The following is a 12,460-nucleotide window of genomic DNA, read 5'->3' on the forward strand; positions in this document are numbered from 1 at the left end:
AATAAATAATGAACACTGAGACAAGAATTTAGCGATCGCACCTTTTTTAGCCGACCTCACAAAATCGCATTGCTCCCTACCGTTGGGCACAAAAACAGCAAGTCACTTTTGGCGTGGGTAAACAGTTAACTCGCCCAGAAGTTGAGCAATGGATTCAATGGGCTACAGCTTAACAAGAAGCCAACCTTTACATTGCCGACTTTAAACTGAGCAAAGGGGTGCATGGTAATGAGGAAAAGGGAATTTTAACCTTTACTCATTAATATGTATCCCTTTTTTCATTAATTAGAGAAGTGGTCGCAATACTTGTCCCGGATTTCTCACCACACCTCGAATGGAGGAGTAATGAGTAGTGAGTAAGGAGTAATGAGTAAAATTATTAACTTATTACTTATTACTCATTACTTATTACTTATACGCAAAGCAGCTTGTGAGAAATGCGGGTTGTCGGGTTTTGGGGAGAAGAAAAAGGGAAAGAAAAGACCTTTAACCTTTACCCCAAACCAAATTCTGAGTTTAAAATACGTGACTGGGTAGTATTGTAAGTGGTCGCTCCTATAAAACTTCTACTTTATTGGTATCATTTGTCATAGATAACAGTTGAATCAATAGGAGGGATTTGCTCGGCAGTTAAGGTAACAACTTGACCATCTTGCCAAATGCTAATAGATTCCCCCAAACGGCGGTGTCTTTCAATAGCTTTTTTCATAGCGAGTTTAACACCTTCATCGATTTGGCTAGATAATTTCTCAGGAATTGGCTTATTCATAGGTATTAGTTAGGTATTATTAGTAATTTGGCTCCATAGCTGGGGTTGATAAATTATCGGCTCTTGATTCAAAGGGCGTTCAGCTATAATCTGCAAAATTGCATTAGAGTTATCATAAACAATCCAGCGCTCGCACAATGGTAAATATAATTCAATCAAGTTTTTTCTTCCACGTTCATAGCGACGGTAAATAGTGTCTTCAGGAATGCTGTGACCACCACTTTCTACCCGTCTGCTTACCCGTGCAATAGCTAATTCCGGGCTTTGTAACCAAAAGTAAATTAAATTTATCGCATAACCTTGTTTTTTACATTCTCTCAAAAATCGGGCGAAATTACGAGCTGCTAAAGTTGTTTCAAATGCAAAATCGATTTTAGCATTCACCAGAGTTTTTAATCTTTCTACCATCAATCGTCCGGCTTGGATGGCTACGGATTCCGGGTTAAAAGGAGAAAGCCCGGCCGCTATTTCATCGGCGTTGACATATTCAAATACCTGTAGGAAATAAGGAAGAATTTGCAGCGCGGCGGTAGTTTTACCAGAACCATTTGCACCGCCAATTATGTATACATTGGGCATCTTGCAACTTAAATTAGGGTCTTAGTAATACTACACGCTCAAGAAGTCTAAGTTTCTGGGTAAAAAAAACTACTAGTAGGTTGCAAAGAGTTATGAATGCGGGGTAAGAGGCAATCACAGAGGTAATCACCTCTGTTTTTTTGTCCTCTAGGAAAGGATGTCATAAACCAACCCTTCCGTGTCACAGTTAAAGTGCCTCAAACCCTGATTGTTGCGTTGTGACACCCTTCCGCTTTTCGTGTAACCCAGTTCTTTCTAGTGTCACAGCCTCTAAAAAAAATAAAGCTTATTTAGTAAGGGTTTCAGGCATTTAAAAGCGCTACCCTTCCGCTTTCCGTTCCGCTTTTTATTTTGAAGGCTAAAAAAGAGGAGTCAAAAAGCCCTGTAATGCATTCATGGCAAGCTATTGAGGTGTCACAACTCAAAGCGGAAGGGTTGACGACGAACTAGAAAAAGCCCCCTGAACTGCCTTATTTATATTTCGGCCAACTCTTGCATCAATACTGTTATCTTTCGTTGGTAAGCTTCGATTTCTCCTGTGAGCAGCCTGTGTAATTCTTGTGTAGGAAGTGGTTGTACTTCATGTTCTTGCAAATCCTCTACTTCTTTATCTTTACTATTACTGCTAACTCGTACTGTGTATTGCCATGACCCATCGCTGGATTCAGCAAGTAAATTATTAGGCAATCGATATTGAATGCCAACGATAATTCCTTGTTTGATACGTTGTCCTAACGAATATTTAGGTGATGTCCAGTAATTAGGAATAGTGACAACCTTTGAAGTTTCCATACGATTGCTCCTATCTTTGTTTTGACTGTGTTTGTACTACTTGCTGCTGCTTTTTCTCCACCAAAATCTGACCGATAGCTCCTCCAGTACCCAGCCCTAACATAGCTGTAGAAATTATGTACATTGTATTTCTGCCAAAAAATTGCACTCCTAAATACCCAATAGATATGGCCGCTAATGTACCAGTGAGACTTACAACGATTGTTTGTGCTTGATTCCGTTTCATAATTTAAATTTCCTTGCTTGATAGAGGTTATGAATTCTTTCTCTGTTTGACTAGCACCGAACGCAAGTACTGCCGACAAGCTGCTTCTCCCCGATAAATCAGAATCCGCAGCGCCTGTACTTCCTGCATTGGAGAAACACAGATTTCAGCGATGGCACTAATCAAGTTCTGTTGCTGATGCACATAATCTTGATGATGTTGCTCTAATTCTTGAATCTTGGAGTTTAGTTGTTGGATCTGCCGTAATGCTTGCGTCAGGGACGATTCTTTGTTTTGAGAGCGATTATCTAAAGTTAACGTCATTTTCTTACTCCTCTAAATTTAGATTTTTTCTGTTTGCTGTTGAGTTGCCTGTTGTACACCATCAATTGCATCCACTATTTCTTCTAAAACATTGAATGCATCATTTAGGACTACAGCGTTTGATGTAGAAAAATGCTCTGACGATTGAAGCCTGCGATAATCTTTACTACTCCCTACAAGCCGCAACGTATATTGACATCCTTGCAATATAGTCCGAATCTCTGACGTGCTTAATTTGATTTCCATTGTCGTTTCTCTCCCTAAAATTTATCTCGTTGAATACTGAGGCTTGCTCCGACTAAAGAACTGCCCAAGAATGCAGAAAAACTGACCAACATAGCTCCAAGACTTCTGTTTTTCTGGTACTCCCAACCAGAGATGATTATGTTGGAATTAGTATTAGTCTCAATAATCTCCAGCCCCCAACACCCTATTGCTCCTACTCCCGCAAATCCAGTAATCAGCAGAGAGACAATTGCAGTTGTTTCTATGGTGCGGTCAATGAAAATCCTGGAATTGAATCTTCTCCTAGTACGGCGGCGAAGAACCAATTTACTCTTGTGGTCTAATTGAGATTGGTAAACAACTTGTTTGTGCTTAATCATTTGGAATCCTCTAATTGAACATAGAAACCTGCGCCTGTATTCATAATCTTTACCTTTCTTTGATTGACCAACATTTGAATCACACTAAGACTAAAGTTGATGCTGCATAATCGTGCGCTACCCCCACAACGACGAAGATACTGTAGGCACAAGGAGGAATGGTCAGTAGGAGCGGGATGAGTGGATTTTCTCGGCATAATCTTGACTATGGCTCTATGATTTTTAAATGATTGGGATTGAAAAAAATTCCTTGACCAGGCGGCATATCTGGGAAATGAACACAAACCATGCCATGTCCTGAATACTGAATTACTGTGCCTGTTTGCCCTAACCTTGGGTCTTTTTCTGTCAGTGCTTTAATGACTTTAACAATTGAATTAATTGGTGGGAGATTGGACATTTGAATCTTTTGTTAGTTAGCCTGTTATCGATTAGTAATTTGAGTTTTCGCCAATACCGTATTGCCATCTTAGAAAGCTTACAGGAGTACAAATTTCTGACCAGTCACAAGCTCCGATAGGAGTATCCCAAGATGAGCTTACTTCGCTGTCAAAATACGCTAGCCCCCAATGCCAATCGTTGTATTCTGGCTCCGACTCCCATCCGAACCAAAGGGCAACATTCACTTTAATCAGATACAAAAGCTTAATCATCCATCCGCCACTGTAATCAAAAATGAAATCATCAAAGTCTCCTAGAAAGCGTTTATTTGTTAATGCAATTAAATCCATTCTTTCCCAAAGATTCATCTTTTTATCTACCCCCTAGTGCACCAAACTTCTGAGAATCACTAATTTCAGGTAAAGGATAAGTACTGGCAATGCTCTCACCTGATTCATGATAAAGATGAGTCCGCAGTACGGTTTTACTTTCACACAGTTCAGTAGTTTGAATGATGACTAATCCGTATTTACCCAATGCAGAAGTGACAGCAGCTAGTACAGCATCTAAGGTTGCATATTTGCGCTTGTAGTGAGGATTAGTCCCGTCTTTTTGAATGGGGTTAAACTCTGCCTTTGCCTTGATTAAAGCTTTGATTAATTCTTGCATTGTCCAGATCCTCTTTTACCAGTAACTTTCGTTAATATCACCAGACACTTTTTTGCTAGACTTAGCTTTACTTATCTGAAACTCTGAGGCTTTTAGTACAGGCATTGCCGCAAGTTTGACTGAAGCTTTGGCTTGGTGATAGAGAAATTGGGTTATTCCATCAGCGTCTTCCCCATCTTCAACTTGCGCCCAGAGAGAACAACCCAGTTCCAAGGATTCGTAGTCCCCAAGATTAAATTTTCTAGAGTAGTTAACAGATACAGTAGTGAATTTCATTTTGTTTGAATTTACTAAATATTGGTTTTCAAATTTCTTCGCTAGTATCAACCATCTCAAAGCTGAGTCTTTTCAAAAATCGCTCTTGCCAGCAGTTGTTATTTGCTCCAAGCCGTAGTAATTCTCGTAGTACGGCAATGGGAATGGAAGCTGTTAGTTGTTTCATTTGTATCAATCCTTGTTAAGGAACTCAAAGCACTATCAAAACTGTCTAAAACCAAATATGTTTTTGATAAAAGTCTTAGATTGAATCATGGCACTGCACACAAATCGAGGAAATGGATATTTAGCAGCAGTTCTAGGAGGTGTAACTGGAACTGTGGTATTGATGAACCTGGGTATATATCTAGGGATTGCTTATGGAAAAAACTTCATGCCGAATGCTGAACTCGAAGGGCTACTGCCACCTTTTATTGGTTCTTTTGTCGGCTGGTGGATTGGAGAAGTAATCGGTTGTTGGCTGGCTTTGCGTTGGCGACATTACCGCAAGGCAGGGAAAACAGCTAAAGTTTTGGCAATTATTACTCCTTTGGGAATCATTGCTTGGTTAGTGGTTTACTCTACTCTTCTAAACTGGGTAGCGAGTCGAGCCAGTGAGTTACAATTTGCACAGTTATATGAAATAGTTCGCTCCCTAAGCACTGCTGTTTTTGCCGTACCTTTAGCTTGGTTAGCAAGGTTCTTGACAAAGCCACATCAGCAAAAATAGTGTTTACCGCTTTTTACCTTGTGGCATTGTTGTTTGATTCTGCCCTTGGATGAGATATCCGCCTGCTTGTGCTTCTAGAATCGTCAGTTTTGGAGGACAATCAATAATAAATTGAGCATATTCTTTGGCACGGTTTGCTTGTAATTTAGGTTGGGTGGTGGAATGAGAAAGACGCTGTTGTTGATGGTGATGGTTTCCATAATTGCGTTTTTGTTGTTAAAAATTGTGTTGATACTGGATAGTGTTCGACTTAGCTATTTATGACAGTGCCAGGAATTGCTTTTAATTCGTAAGTGAGCAGTTCAGTAATTTTGAATTGTTTTGACTTTAACGATTTCTTCTACACAACCCATTACTTCACTCAAGTAGTGCAGGACATCGCCCAGATGAGTTGCTGCCTCTGGGTCAATCCTTTTATCAGCAATCAATAAGAGCCAGTTTTCATCTTGAGCAATTGCCTGAATATTTACGTAGCACGAATTGAACTGCTTCAGTATTTCTATTGCTTCCATTGGTTTATCCGATGAGTTGTGTTGTTCTATTCCGATAAAATTTAAATTTGCTCCTTCCTACATAGGTGGGTCTTCCTGCCCACCCGTTTCCTTACACTGCAACTAAATCTTTCGCTTGTGGAACGTATCTCTTTAAGCACTCCCACTCGTCACTCGTCAGTGCATCGAATTCAATATCTAGCAACTCTTCTTCCGTGGCTGGTTGTTCTGTAGTCGCTGTTAATCTGCCTGCCATCGTCATGAAATCATCTAGCCCGACTGCTGCATCAACCGGCTCGGCGTATCGAAGAGAATCCACTCCGTTAGACCAATGAGTAATATGTTGAAATATCACCCCAATCATCGAATCGCCTTTGTACACTCGATAGTTTCTGGGGCAGGCTCCGTCAGCGTAAACCAGCTTGTAGCCAGAAATCTCTTGCACCTCTGCATTGGGGTCGGTTGGAGGCAGGAGTATTTTCTCTAGAGGATTATCCAACTGAGCTTCTTTAAGAGAAAATGAGCTAATCATATTTGATATGCCATGATGATTTGGATTGTCTAAATTTCGGTTGAACGGCGATTGCTTTTCTCTTGGACTGCGATGCCTGTGGCGGGCTGCGCCTATGCCTTTTCTCACTTCTAGTACTAGGGATTTCTTACACCTGTGCATTCGCATCTGTAGCAGATAGGAGAATTTTCTCGTGGCAGTCATCTAGTTGAAGTGAGAGGTTACTTGCTGTACTTTGTGTCATAATTATGTTTATTCAAAATTCAACTGTTGGCGATTGCAATTCTTTTGTCGTGCAATCGCCCTTTCTACCTTCAGCAACTTACGCCGCTACTGCTGCTCGGACTCCTAAGGAGGCAATCACTTGTTCTGCACTAAGAGCCACGCGGTTGAGTCCGTACTGTCTTGGCCTTGCGTACCAGCCTTCTTCATCCCAGCCAACGAAGCCAACTAACTTGCCCTGGCGATAAACTTTCGTACTGAATACTAGATAGTCAATCTCTCCGTGATACAAACCGAAAACAGTGCAAGCTTCTTTCAACTCGGACTCCAAGCGCTGATTCCTTTCCCGTGGGGTTTCCGGTAGCGTCGCTTTGACCTCTGCAACTCTTGTAGCGAACCAGTCCCGCTCAAAGGCTAACCGTCCGCCTTCCACAAACTGCACCCATACCGTGATTCCGCCTTCTATCCAGATAGTACGTACTGATTCGGGTTTCACCTGAATAATCTCGCCAATGATGCGGCGATCTCTGCTGGTGAGAGGATCTTGGGTTGGGGCTACAGCTTCGGCTTGGGATTCGAGGTGGCTGTCGAGTTCTGCTTGGGCTAAGGCTTGTTCATCAACAGAAAAACTAGGAATTGCTTGCTGTGTTAGTGTTTCGTAAGTCATAATATTGATCTCCATTCAGTTGGATAAAAAGCGATCGCTTACTTCTTGGTCGGAGGGGCGATCGCTTTTGTTATGTGTGCAAACAACGTTGTGGTTTCGCACAACGCTCTCAAAAAGATTTGGCGTAGCCATATATTTGCGACTCAAAGCCAGTAGCACTTGAGTGATACCAAAACAGGAGATACAGCGTATCAGGCGACGTGTACGACTTCAAACGCTTCAACTGTCGTTCGCCGTCCTGCTGGTAATTTCTTATTCAGTGCAATATCCATTTCCCGGCTGTGTACCCATCGCCTTCTCTGGTTGTGCCAGTGCCTCGACTACTCATCAAGCGGTCACTCTGGATTGCTGTCAAAGTTCTGTAGTGCAAACCCTTTATTGCGTCCGGGTGCAGGCAGTTTGCTTTCCCTTGCCCTCATATCTTAATAGTATAGCTTAATAAGTTGTACTTGTAAAGTCTCACTGAATAAGTAAAACTGAATAAGTAAAACTGAATAAGTAAAGCTTGAAAACGGAGGAAATAAGCGCTATGATTTGCTTACATTAATGGAGAAGTGAAGTTATGAACTTAATGCAAGTTACTTTGTCGGTTGATTTGCCTGGTCTAGGCACTCGGATTAGAGAGATTAGAGAGTCCAAGGGACTATCCCCAACTTGGGTAGCAGCTCAAGCTGGTATGAGTGTTGGGAACCTCTATCGTATAGAAACAGAAGATGCAAAGTCTTTACCGCGTGAAACTTTGCGTAAGCTTTCTGATGCCCTTGGGGTAAATTTTGATGCCGAGGTTAAAGCTGCTTTAGTGCAAGAGATAGAATAAATTTTCTACTAATGATGCGGTTAGCATAAAGCAAACGTTATTGCCTCATTAGTATACAAATGTAGTAATTGTATTTTTTGCAACTAATAAACGGAGTAGCTACTGAAATTATCTTTAGATAAATAGCATAACAACTAGAAGCGATCGCCCACCGTCCAAAGTTAGCGATCGCCTGCTCAATCCGTCAACGACAAAGTGAGCTAACTATAATGCTGACACATTTTTGGAAAAATCCCCCAAATCAGTTGCTTGGTTCACTTTGGTTAAGCTGCAACACCTCAATTTTTAAGCATTTACCATAGTGGGCAATAGATATGCTGACACTAGACAGAGAACAAACAACAGCACTCGATTACAGTGTTGTCAACACTAGCATTCAGGAAACCTTCACCGCCATCGATAGGTTCGAGTGGCAAGCAATAGATGAACTGCGCCTGATGCGAGACAAAGGCTATTACCAAGATGGTGGACACCTTAGCTTTGAAGCCTATTGCGAAAGTGAGTTGACCAAACACGGTGGATATCGCAGAGTCAAGGATCTATTTGCGGCCAAGCAAGTAGTTGAAACTTTACCAGAAGAACTGAGGCCGCATATTACCAAACCTTCTCAGACTCGCTCCTTGCTCCGGTTGGTCAAAACTCCCGACAAGTTACACGAAGCTGTTGCGATCGCAGCCAAAGAAAAACCCTTCCCTACCGCCGCCGATTTCGCCAAAGCAGTACAACAGGTTGCACCAAGAACTAAACGCACCACAAAAAGCGAAAACCCAAAAACGCAATTGTGTAATTCTGTGACTGTCTCATCACCAAAACATCCTCGTTATGGGGATTCGGGAGTGATTGAGGCTTCGGCTCCGAATCGCTGGCAACAGATTGTCACTTTTGCTGATGGCGAGAGGTTGTTGATCAACAACACCGATTTGGATGCACCAAGCGTTCCCTTTCCCAGAGAGCGCACTTACCCCGCAGAATACACGGAAGCAATCGCTGCTATTGAAGAACGCCATAAACAGGAACTAGAGCGACTTTCCCAGGAATTGAGGATTGGTTTGCAAACAGAAGCCACCGCCAAAGCAGAAGAACAAGTGCAAGAACAAATCCAATCCTTGCAACAACTGTTCACACAACAGAAAGAGCAAAACATCCAGTTGCAGGAACGGCTGGATGAAATGGAGGGGTTGAGGAAGCTGGAGATTGAAAATCAGCAACTCCAGCAACGCATTCAGGAATTAGAACACGCCGTAGAACAACGCCCTTCTCAAGAATGGGGAAATACCATGACCCAGCAAGCGACCAAAGTTTTGAACAAGCAAGTCAAGCTTGCCTTGGAGAAAACTATTGATTTGCGATCGCTAGCCCAGGAATCACCCAAAGAAAATGCCCAGGAATGTCTGCGGCTCATGGGCATGGCTTTGAAGAATCTCGCCAACGCTATGAACAACACCCAAGCGCTCGAAGCTGCGGCGATAATTTTGGGGAGTGAGCCAACACCACAGGCTATCGCATATCGAGCCGAGCAATTGGAAATGCTACCCCAGGCAGTTAGCGACATTAGGGCAGTGCTGGCTAAACCGGGGTGTAGTTGGCAAGATTATTGGGATGTTGCCCAAGAGTATGAGGTAATTAAGCCGGATTACTGGGCAGAACTTACTACTCAAGAAACAGAGTTAATCAAAACTCTCAGAAACTCATCCACTGAACCTCGGACAATTGGCATTGGTTCTATTGTTGCTCATGCTGACCCATACCGGACTCTGTATTTGGAGAGGGGCGAAGTTGTAGACGAGGTAGGGGGCAAAGTAGTTGTCGCCTGGGATCACTGGCGCAATGAGTTGAAAAAGACTCAAAGCTATTCCAGGGAAGAGTTGCGATTCTGGCAACCTCAATAGGCTTTAAGTGTATCAGTAACTTTTTAGACAACCAAATACAATACCTTGCCCTGCATCACAGTGGGGGAAATTTCCGTGCGTCAACATAATAGGAGATTGAAAGATGACCGCAACTATTACAAGACCCAAACCCAAAAAGGCTGCTGCTACAAAAGCACAATCACCGTATAAGCGGCTTCATGTGATTATTCCCATACAAGATATGCTGTGGGCATCGCAGCAAAAGCCATCTGTGAATCAGCTATGGCAGGAGTGTTGGACGGCTGACCCCTACGGTTCTCGGTGGATGTCGCTAACTTCTGCTTTGGGTTACAGTACTTTTATATCTGCAAAGAAAATTCTCTCAGAAAGCGGGTTATTCATTTTCAAGCCCGACAAGTCAATTCAGGATGGCCGGGAAACGGCTAGCTGGATGGTGAAGAATTTACATGGTAGTCGGATGAAGGAATTTTGGGAGAAAGCTAATGCCGAAAATCAGCAACCAGATTCTCTAAAACGAGAACCAAATGCTGGGGATTCAGAGATAGATGCTGGCTGTGAAGAAATGGGTGCTTCGTACAAAGCGTCTATCTTAAGTCAAAGTCAGTCAGAGAAGGGGTTCCAGCAAAGCTCACGAACTGCTCAGGAACACCTCACAAACTCTTTTGTAGAGTTTGTGAGGTGTAACTCTGACACGCAACCCGTTATTTCGCACTGTGAAGAGGCGGCGATCGCTCCCTTGGAGGTCGCGTCACCTCAGTTTGTTGAAAGCGTGTCAGAGAAGGAGGAAGAGTTACCTGCGGTAACGCACTGTACAACGCTAGCGCTTGTGGATGCTGCACAGAGTAATCCCGCTTTGTTGTTGGCTGAAAACCAGGACTGTGGTGTTGAGCCGAGGAACTGTCATGAAGGTGCTTGTTCCGCCGCGCCCGTCGCTCAAGATGAAAAATCCTTAAATTCTGCGATCGCTAATCAAACACCAGGGCTTGTAGAACAAAGTAATTCCGCTTCGTTGTTAGTTGAAAATTCAATTTCAAGTGGAGAAATGAAAGCGGATCATGAGGGTCAAGGTTCCGCCGCACCTGTCACCAGTGCTGAAAAATGGTCGCATGAAGCGATTGTAGCGAGGTCAAATATGCGACCGGAGCGTATGCAAAAACTGAAAGTTGCGGCGAATTCGGGGCAGAATCCGGGGGTTGAGTACTTGCTCTCGTGCTGGAATGACGATCCGGCTTTGCAGATTGTGATCAAGAAGCTGCTGGCGAAGTTTCCGCAGTGGGGGGTTGCGATTGTGGATGGGGAATTGATTGAGTGGGAGAGGTAGCTTGGAGAGCGACAAGACATTCTTTGAACCTATGTCAATATTTCATCGTCTATAACTTGTCCAAGAGGTTTTTTATAATTGAAGGTGAAAGCGTTACCATTTTTTATTGCTTGTCGCACCTCTTTGCACATTGGATATTCACCTACACCACTTAAACTTACCCAAGCCTTGGATCTTGTAAGTGCAACAAATAGCTGGTTACGAAGGCTTATACTGCTTTCATCTTTTGCGATATTGTTAAAGCCTACCAGGTATACTATATAAGCTTCGTTCCCAAAGGAGGGACGGAAACCGGAATCCGTACAGGCTAAATTGGGTGCGATCGCGTGGTTTGAGCGGGTGCGAAAGGAGAGGATTGTAATTGCTATGTATGGGGAGGTCGTGTATACGCCGGATCGGAAACCTGTGAAGTTGCAAGAGATGATGCGGCGGTTTCCGATGGGAGAGTAGTTTTACTCTAGCGTGGCAAAACTTACTAGAGAGGAGCAGAAATCCTGTAATCTTGAGCTTGTAGCGAAATAATGGTGCAAAAACTTGGTAAGAAAAAGTTTAAAACCAGAGGCAACATCGTTTGAAGTACTAGATTGTGTTCAAAAAAAATGCCCTTCGTGTGGTCAAGCAATGTGGAATGAATACAATAATCCTCGACATATAAGAACGTTAAATGGGGTAGTAGAACTACAGCTAAAAATTCGGCAATGTCGAAATAAGTCATGTATGCGGTATAAAAAAGCATATCGACCAGAGCAAGAAGGGTCACTCGCTCTACCACAAAACGAATTTGGTTTAGATGTGATTGCTTATATAGGAGCATTACGCTACCAGGAACATAGAAGTGTTACCCAAATACACGCTCACCTTGAATTAAAGGGTATATGTATAAGTAAACGAACGGTCACACACCTAATTGACAGATATGACGAGAAAATTCTTTATGGCTAAAAGACCATAAAAGACTAAAAGCAATAGTGGCTAATCAAGGACGGGTGATATTAGCCATTGATGGGATGCAGCCAGAAATTGGACATGAGGTATTATGGGTAATTCGAGATTGCTTATCAGGAGAAATCTTACTAGCTAAAACCTTATTATCATCAAGAAATGAAGATTTAGTGGCGTTATTATTAGAAGTAGCTAATACTCTGGATGTACCAATTGATGGAGTTGTTAGTGATCTGACTTTTCCCGTTAAGTCTCAAAAAGCTTGCTGGTAAAGGATTTAGGAGACAGCACGGTATATACGGTAAAGTA

21 protein-coding genes are annotated in these 12,460 nt (G+C 42.7%); 6 read left to right on the top strand and 15 right to left on the bottom strand.

The features are described from left to right. Positions 1–580: 580 nt before the first annotated feature. The 12 genes from ACEYW6_RS34305 to ACEYW6_RS34360 all read right to left on the bottom strand — a co-directional run bounded on the left by ACEYW6_RS34305 (position 581) and on the right by ACEYW6_RS34360 (position 4,766). Entirely contained in the window at positions 581–769 is a 189-nt protein-coding gene (locus ACEYW6_RS34305) for a hypothetical protein (protein ID WP_190901742.1), read from the bottom strand. 9 nt (positions 770–778) lie between these two features. Beyond that, complete coding sequence (locus ACEYW6_RS34310; RefSeq protein ID WP_190901744.1) at positions 779–1,348, bottom strand: zeta toxin family protein; 570 nt, start codon at positions 1,346–1,348, stop codon at positions 779–781. 474 nt (positions 1,349–1,822) lie between these two features. Beyond that, on the bottom strand, positions 1,823–2,140 hold the full coding sequence (locus tag ACEYW6_RS34315; RefSeq protein WP_190901746.1) for a hypothetical protein: 318 nt from the start codon (positions 2,138–2,140) through the stop codon (positions 1,823–1,825). 10 nt (positions 2,141–2,150) lie between these two features. After that, a complete protein-coding gene (locus ACEYW6_RS34320) occupies positions 2,151–2,366 on the bottom strand; it encodes a hypothetical protein (protein WP_190901748.1) in 216 nt (71 codons plus the stop codon). 27 nt (positions 2,367–2,393) lie between these two features. Next, positions 2,394–2,669: a hypothetical protein gene (locus ACEYW6_RS34325; protein ID WP_190901750.1), complete on the bottom strand. Its 276-nt coding sequence runs from the start codon at positions 2,667–2,669 to the stop codon at positions 2,394–2,396. A gap of 18 nt (positions 2,670–2,687) precedes the next feature. Further along, positions 2,688–2,915: a hypothetical protein gene (locus ACEYW6_RS34330; protein ID WP_190901752.1), complete on the bottom strand. Its 228-nt coding sequence runs from the start codon at positions 2,913–2,915 to the stop codon at positions 2,688–2,690. A gap of 14 nt (positions 2,916–2,929) precedes the next feature. After that, positions 2,930–3,274: a hypothetical protein gene (locus ACEYW6_RS34335; RefSeq protein ID WP_412983314.1), complete on the bottom strand. Its 345-nt coding sequence runs from the start codon at positions 3,272–3,274 to the stop codon at positions 2,930–2,932. Between the two features lie 205 nt (positions 3,275–3,479). Next, complete coding sequence (locus tag ACEYW6_RS34340) at positions 3,480–3,674, bottom strand: hypothetical protein (protein ID WP_412983315.1); 195 nt, start codon at positions 3,672–3,674, stop codon at positions 3,480–3,482. Positions 3,675–3,705: 31 nt separating this feature from the next. Continuing rightward, a complete protein-coding gene (locus ACEYW6_RS34345) occupies positions 3,706–4,023 on the bottom strand; it encodes a hypothetical protein (RefSeq protein WP_412983316.1) in 318 nt (105 codons plus the stop codon). A 4-nt stretch (positions 4,024–4,027) separates the two neighbouring features. Continuing rightward, positions 4,028–4,324, bottom strand: coding sequence for an ERF family protein (locus ACEYW6_RS34350; protein WP_412983317.1), 297 nt, complete (start codon positions 4,322–4,324; stop codon positions 4,028–4,030). 15 nt (positions 4,325–4,339) lie between these two features. After that, positions 4,340–4,600, bottom strand: a complete 261-nt coding sequence (locus ACEYW6_RS34355) for a hypothetical protein (protein ID WP_412983318.1) — start codon at positions 4,598–4,600, stop codon at positions 4,340–4,342. Between the two features lie 28 nt (positions 4,601–4,628). Further along, on the bottom strand, positions 4,629–4,766 hold the full coding sequence (locus ACEYW6_RS34360) for a hypothetical protein (RefSeq protein WP_412983319.1): 138 nt from the start codon (positions 4,764–4,766) through the stop codon (positions 4,629–4,631). 87 nt (positions 4,767–4,853) lie between these two features. On the opposite strand from ACEYW6_RS34360, the gene ACEYW6_RS34365 reads away from it, so the two are divergent. Then, the gene (locus tag ACEYW6_RS34365) at positions 4,854–5,309 is read left to right on the top strand and encodes a hypothetical protein (protein ID WP_412983320.1); all 456 of its coding nucleotides are present in this window, start codon (positions 4,854–4,856) and stop codon (positions 5,307–5,309) included. Positions 5,310–5,611: 302 nt separating this feature from the next. Here the strand turns inward: ACEYW6_RS34365 and ACEYW6_RS34370 are convergent, their stop codons facing one another. From ACEYW6_RS34370 to ACEYW6_RS34380, 3 genes are all read right to left on the bottom strand, one after another. Then, a complete protein-coding gene (locus ACEYW6_RS34370) occupies positions 5,612–5,821 on the bottom strand; it encodes a hypothetical protein (protein ID WP_412983321.1) in 210 nt (69 codons plus the stop codon). A gap of 91 nt (positions 5,822–5,912) precedes the next feature. Next, a complete protein-coding gene (locus tag ACEYW6_RS34375) occupies positions 5,913–6,515 on the bottom strand; it encodes a hypothetical protein (RefSeq protein WP_412983322.1) in 603 nt (200 codons plus the stop codon). Between the two features lie 118 nt (positions 6,516–6,633). After that, positions 6,634–7,200: a hypothetical protein gene (locus ACEYW6_RS34380; RefSeq protein ID WP_412983323.1), complete on the bottom strand. Its 567-nt coding sequence runs from the start codon at positions 7,198–7,200 to the stop codon at positions 6,634–6,636. Between the two features lie 562 nt (positions 7,201–7,762). Between ACEYW6_RS34380 and ACEYW6_RS34385 the strand changes: the two genes are divergently transcribed. The 5 genes from ACEYW6_RS34385 to ACEYW6_RS34405 all read left to right on the top strand — a co-directional run bounded on the left by ACEYW6_RS34385 (position 7,763) and on the right by ACEYW6_RS34405 (position 12,423). Next, positions 7,763–8,017: a helix-turn-helix domain-containing protein gene (locus tag ACEYW6_RS34385; RefSeq protein ID WP_104902052.1), complete on the top strand. Its 255-nt coding sequence runs from the start codon at positions 7,763–7,765 to the stop codon at positions 8,015–8,017. A gap of 314 nt (positions 8,018–8,331) precedes the next feature. After that, positions 8,332–9,906: a hypothetical protein gene (locus tag ACEYW6_RS34390; RefSeq protein WP_412983324.1), complete on the top strand. Its 1,575-nt coding sequence runs from the start codon at positions 8,332–8,334 to the stop codon at positions 9,904–9,906. A 103-nt stretch (positions 9,907–10,009) separates the two neighbouring features. Continuing rightward, positions 10,010–11,209, top strand: a complete 1,200-nt coding sequence (locus tag ACEYW6_RS34395) for a hypothetical protein (RefSeq protein WP_412983325.1) — start codon at positions 10,010–10,012, stop codon at positions 11,207–11,209. A 717-nt stretch (positions 11,210–11,926) separates the two neighbouring features. Then, positions 11,927–12,151 carry a hypothetical protein gene (locus tag ACEYW6_RS34400; protein ID WP_412983326.1) on the top strand — a complete coding sequence of 75 codons (225 nt, stop codon included), beginning with the start codon at positions 11,927–11,929 and terminating at the stop codon, positions 12,149–12,151. 26 nt (positions 12,152–12,177) lie between these two features. Further along, a complete protein-coding gene (locus tag ACEYW6_RS34405) occupies positions 12,178–12,423 on the top strand; it encodes a hypothetical protein (protein ID WP_412983327.1) in 246 nt (81 codons plus the stop codon). The last annotated feature ends 37 nt before the right edge of the window (positions 12,424–12,460 follow it).

Origin of the sequence: Nostoc sp. UIC 10607 (genome assembly GCF_047228265.1) — a bacterium.
Classification (GTDB): domain Bacteria; phylum Cyanobacteriota; class Cyanobacteriia; order Cyanobacteriales; family Nostocaceae; genus Nostoc; species Nostoc foliaceum_A.

What these genes read in the sequence shown, in the direction of transcription:
- ACEYW6_RS34330 (WP_190901752.1), bottom strand. Translation starts at nt 2,915, where the DNA reads ATGGAAATCAAATTAAGCACGTCAGAGATTCGGACTATATTGCAAGGA.
- ACEYW6_RS34355 (WP_412983318.1), bottom strand. Translation starts at nt 4,600, where the DNA reads ATGAAATTCACTACTGTATCTGTTAACTACTCTAGAAAATTTAATCTT.
- ACEYW6_RS34385 (WP_104902052.1), top strand. Translation starts at nt 7,763, where the DNA reads ATGAACTTAATGCAAGTTACTTTGTCGGTTGATTTGCCTGGTCTAGGC.
- ACEYW6_RS34375 (WP_412983322.1), bottom strand. Translation starts at nt 6,515, where the DNA reads ATGACTGCCACGAGAAAATTCTCCTATCTGCTACAGATGCGAATGCAC.
- ACEYW6_RS34305 (WP_190901742.1), bottom strand. Translation starts at nt 769, where the DNA reads ATGAATAAGCCAATTCCTGAGAAATTATCTAGCCAAATCGATGAAGGT.
- ACEYW6_RS34395 (WP_412983325.1), top strand. Translation starts at nt 10,010, where the DNA reads ATGACCGCAACTATTACAAGACCCAAACCCAAAAAGGCTGCTGCTACA.
- ACEYW6_RS34400 (WP_412983326.1), top strand. Translation starts at nt 11,927, where the DNA reads ATGCGGTATAAAAAAGCATATCGACCAGAGCAAGAAGGGTCACTCGCT.
- ACEYW6_RS34380 (WP_412983323.1), bottom strand. Translation starts at nt 7,200, where the DNA reads ATGACTTACGAAACACTAACACAGCAAGCAATTCCTAGTTTTTCTGTT.
- ACEYW6_RS34320 (WP_190901748.1), bottom strand. Translation starts at nt 2,366, where the DNA reads ATGAAACGGAATCAAGCACAAACAATCGTTGTAAGTCTCACTGGTACA.
- ACEYW6_RS34345 (WP_412983316.1), bottom strand. Translation starts at nt 4,023, where the DNA reads ATGAATCTTTGGGAAAGAATGGATTTAATTGCATTAACAAATAAACGC.
- ACEYW6_RS34370 (WP_412983321.1), bottom strand. Translation starts at nt 5,821, where the DNA reads ATGGAAGCAATAGAAATACTGAAGCAGTTCAATTCGTGCTACGTAAAT.
- ACEYW6_RS34315 (WP_190901746.1), bottom strand. Translation starts at nt 2,140, where the DNA reads ATGGAAACTTCAAAGGTTGTCACTATTCCTAATTACTGGACATCACCT.
- ACEYW6_RS34310 (WP_190901744.1), bottom strand. Translation starts at nt 1,348, where the DNA reads ATGCCCAATGTATACATAATTGGCGGTGCAAATGGTTCTGGTAAAACT.
- ACEYW6_RS34335 (WP_412983314.1), bottom strand. Translation starts at nt 3,274, where the DNA reads ATGATTAAGCACAAACAAGTTGTTTACCAATCTCAATTAGACCACAAG.
- ACEYW6_RS34350 (WP_412983317.1), bottom strand. Translation starts at nt 4,324, where the DNA reads ATGCAAGAATTAATCAAAGCTTTAATCAAGGCAAAGGCAGAGTTTAAC.
- ACEYW6_RS34325 (WP_190901750.1), bottom strand. Translation starts at nt 2,669, where the DNA reads ATGACGTTAACTTTAGATAATCGCTCTCAAAACAAAGAATCGTCCCTG.
- ACEYW6_RS34365 (WP_412983320.1), top strand. Translation starts at nt 4,854, where the DNA reads ATGGCACTGCACACAAATCGAGGAAATGGATATTTAGCAGCAGTTCTA.
- ACEYW6_RS34340 (WP_412983315.1), bottom strand. Translation starts at nt 3,674, where the DNA reads ATGTCCAATCTCCCACCAATTAATTCAATTGTTAAAGTCATTAAAGCA.
- ACEYW6_RS34390 (WP_412983324.1), top strand. Translation starts at nt 8,332, where the DNA reads ATGCTGACACTAGACAGAGAACAAACAACAGCACTCGATTACAGTGTT.
- ACEYW6_RS34360 (WP_412983319.1), bottom strand. Translation starts at nt 4,766, where the DNA reads ATGAAACAACTAACAGCTTCCATTCCCATTGCCGTACTACGAGAATTA.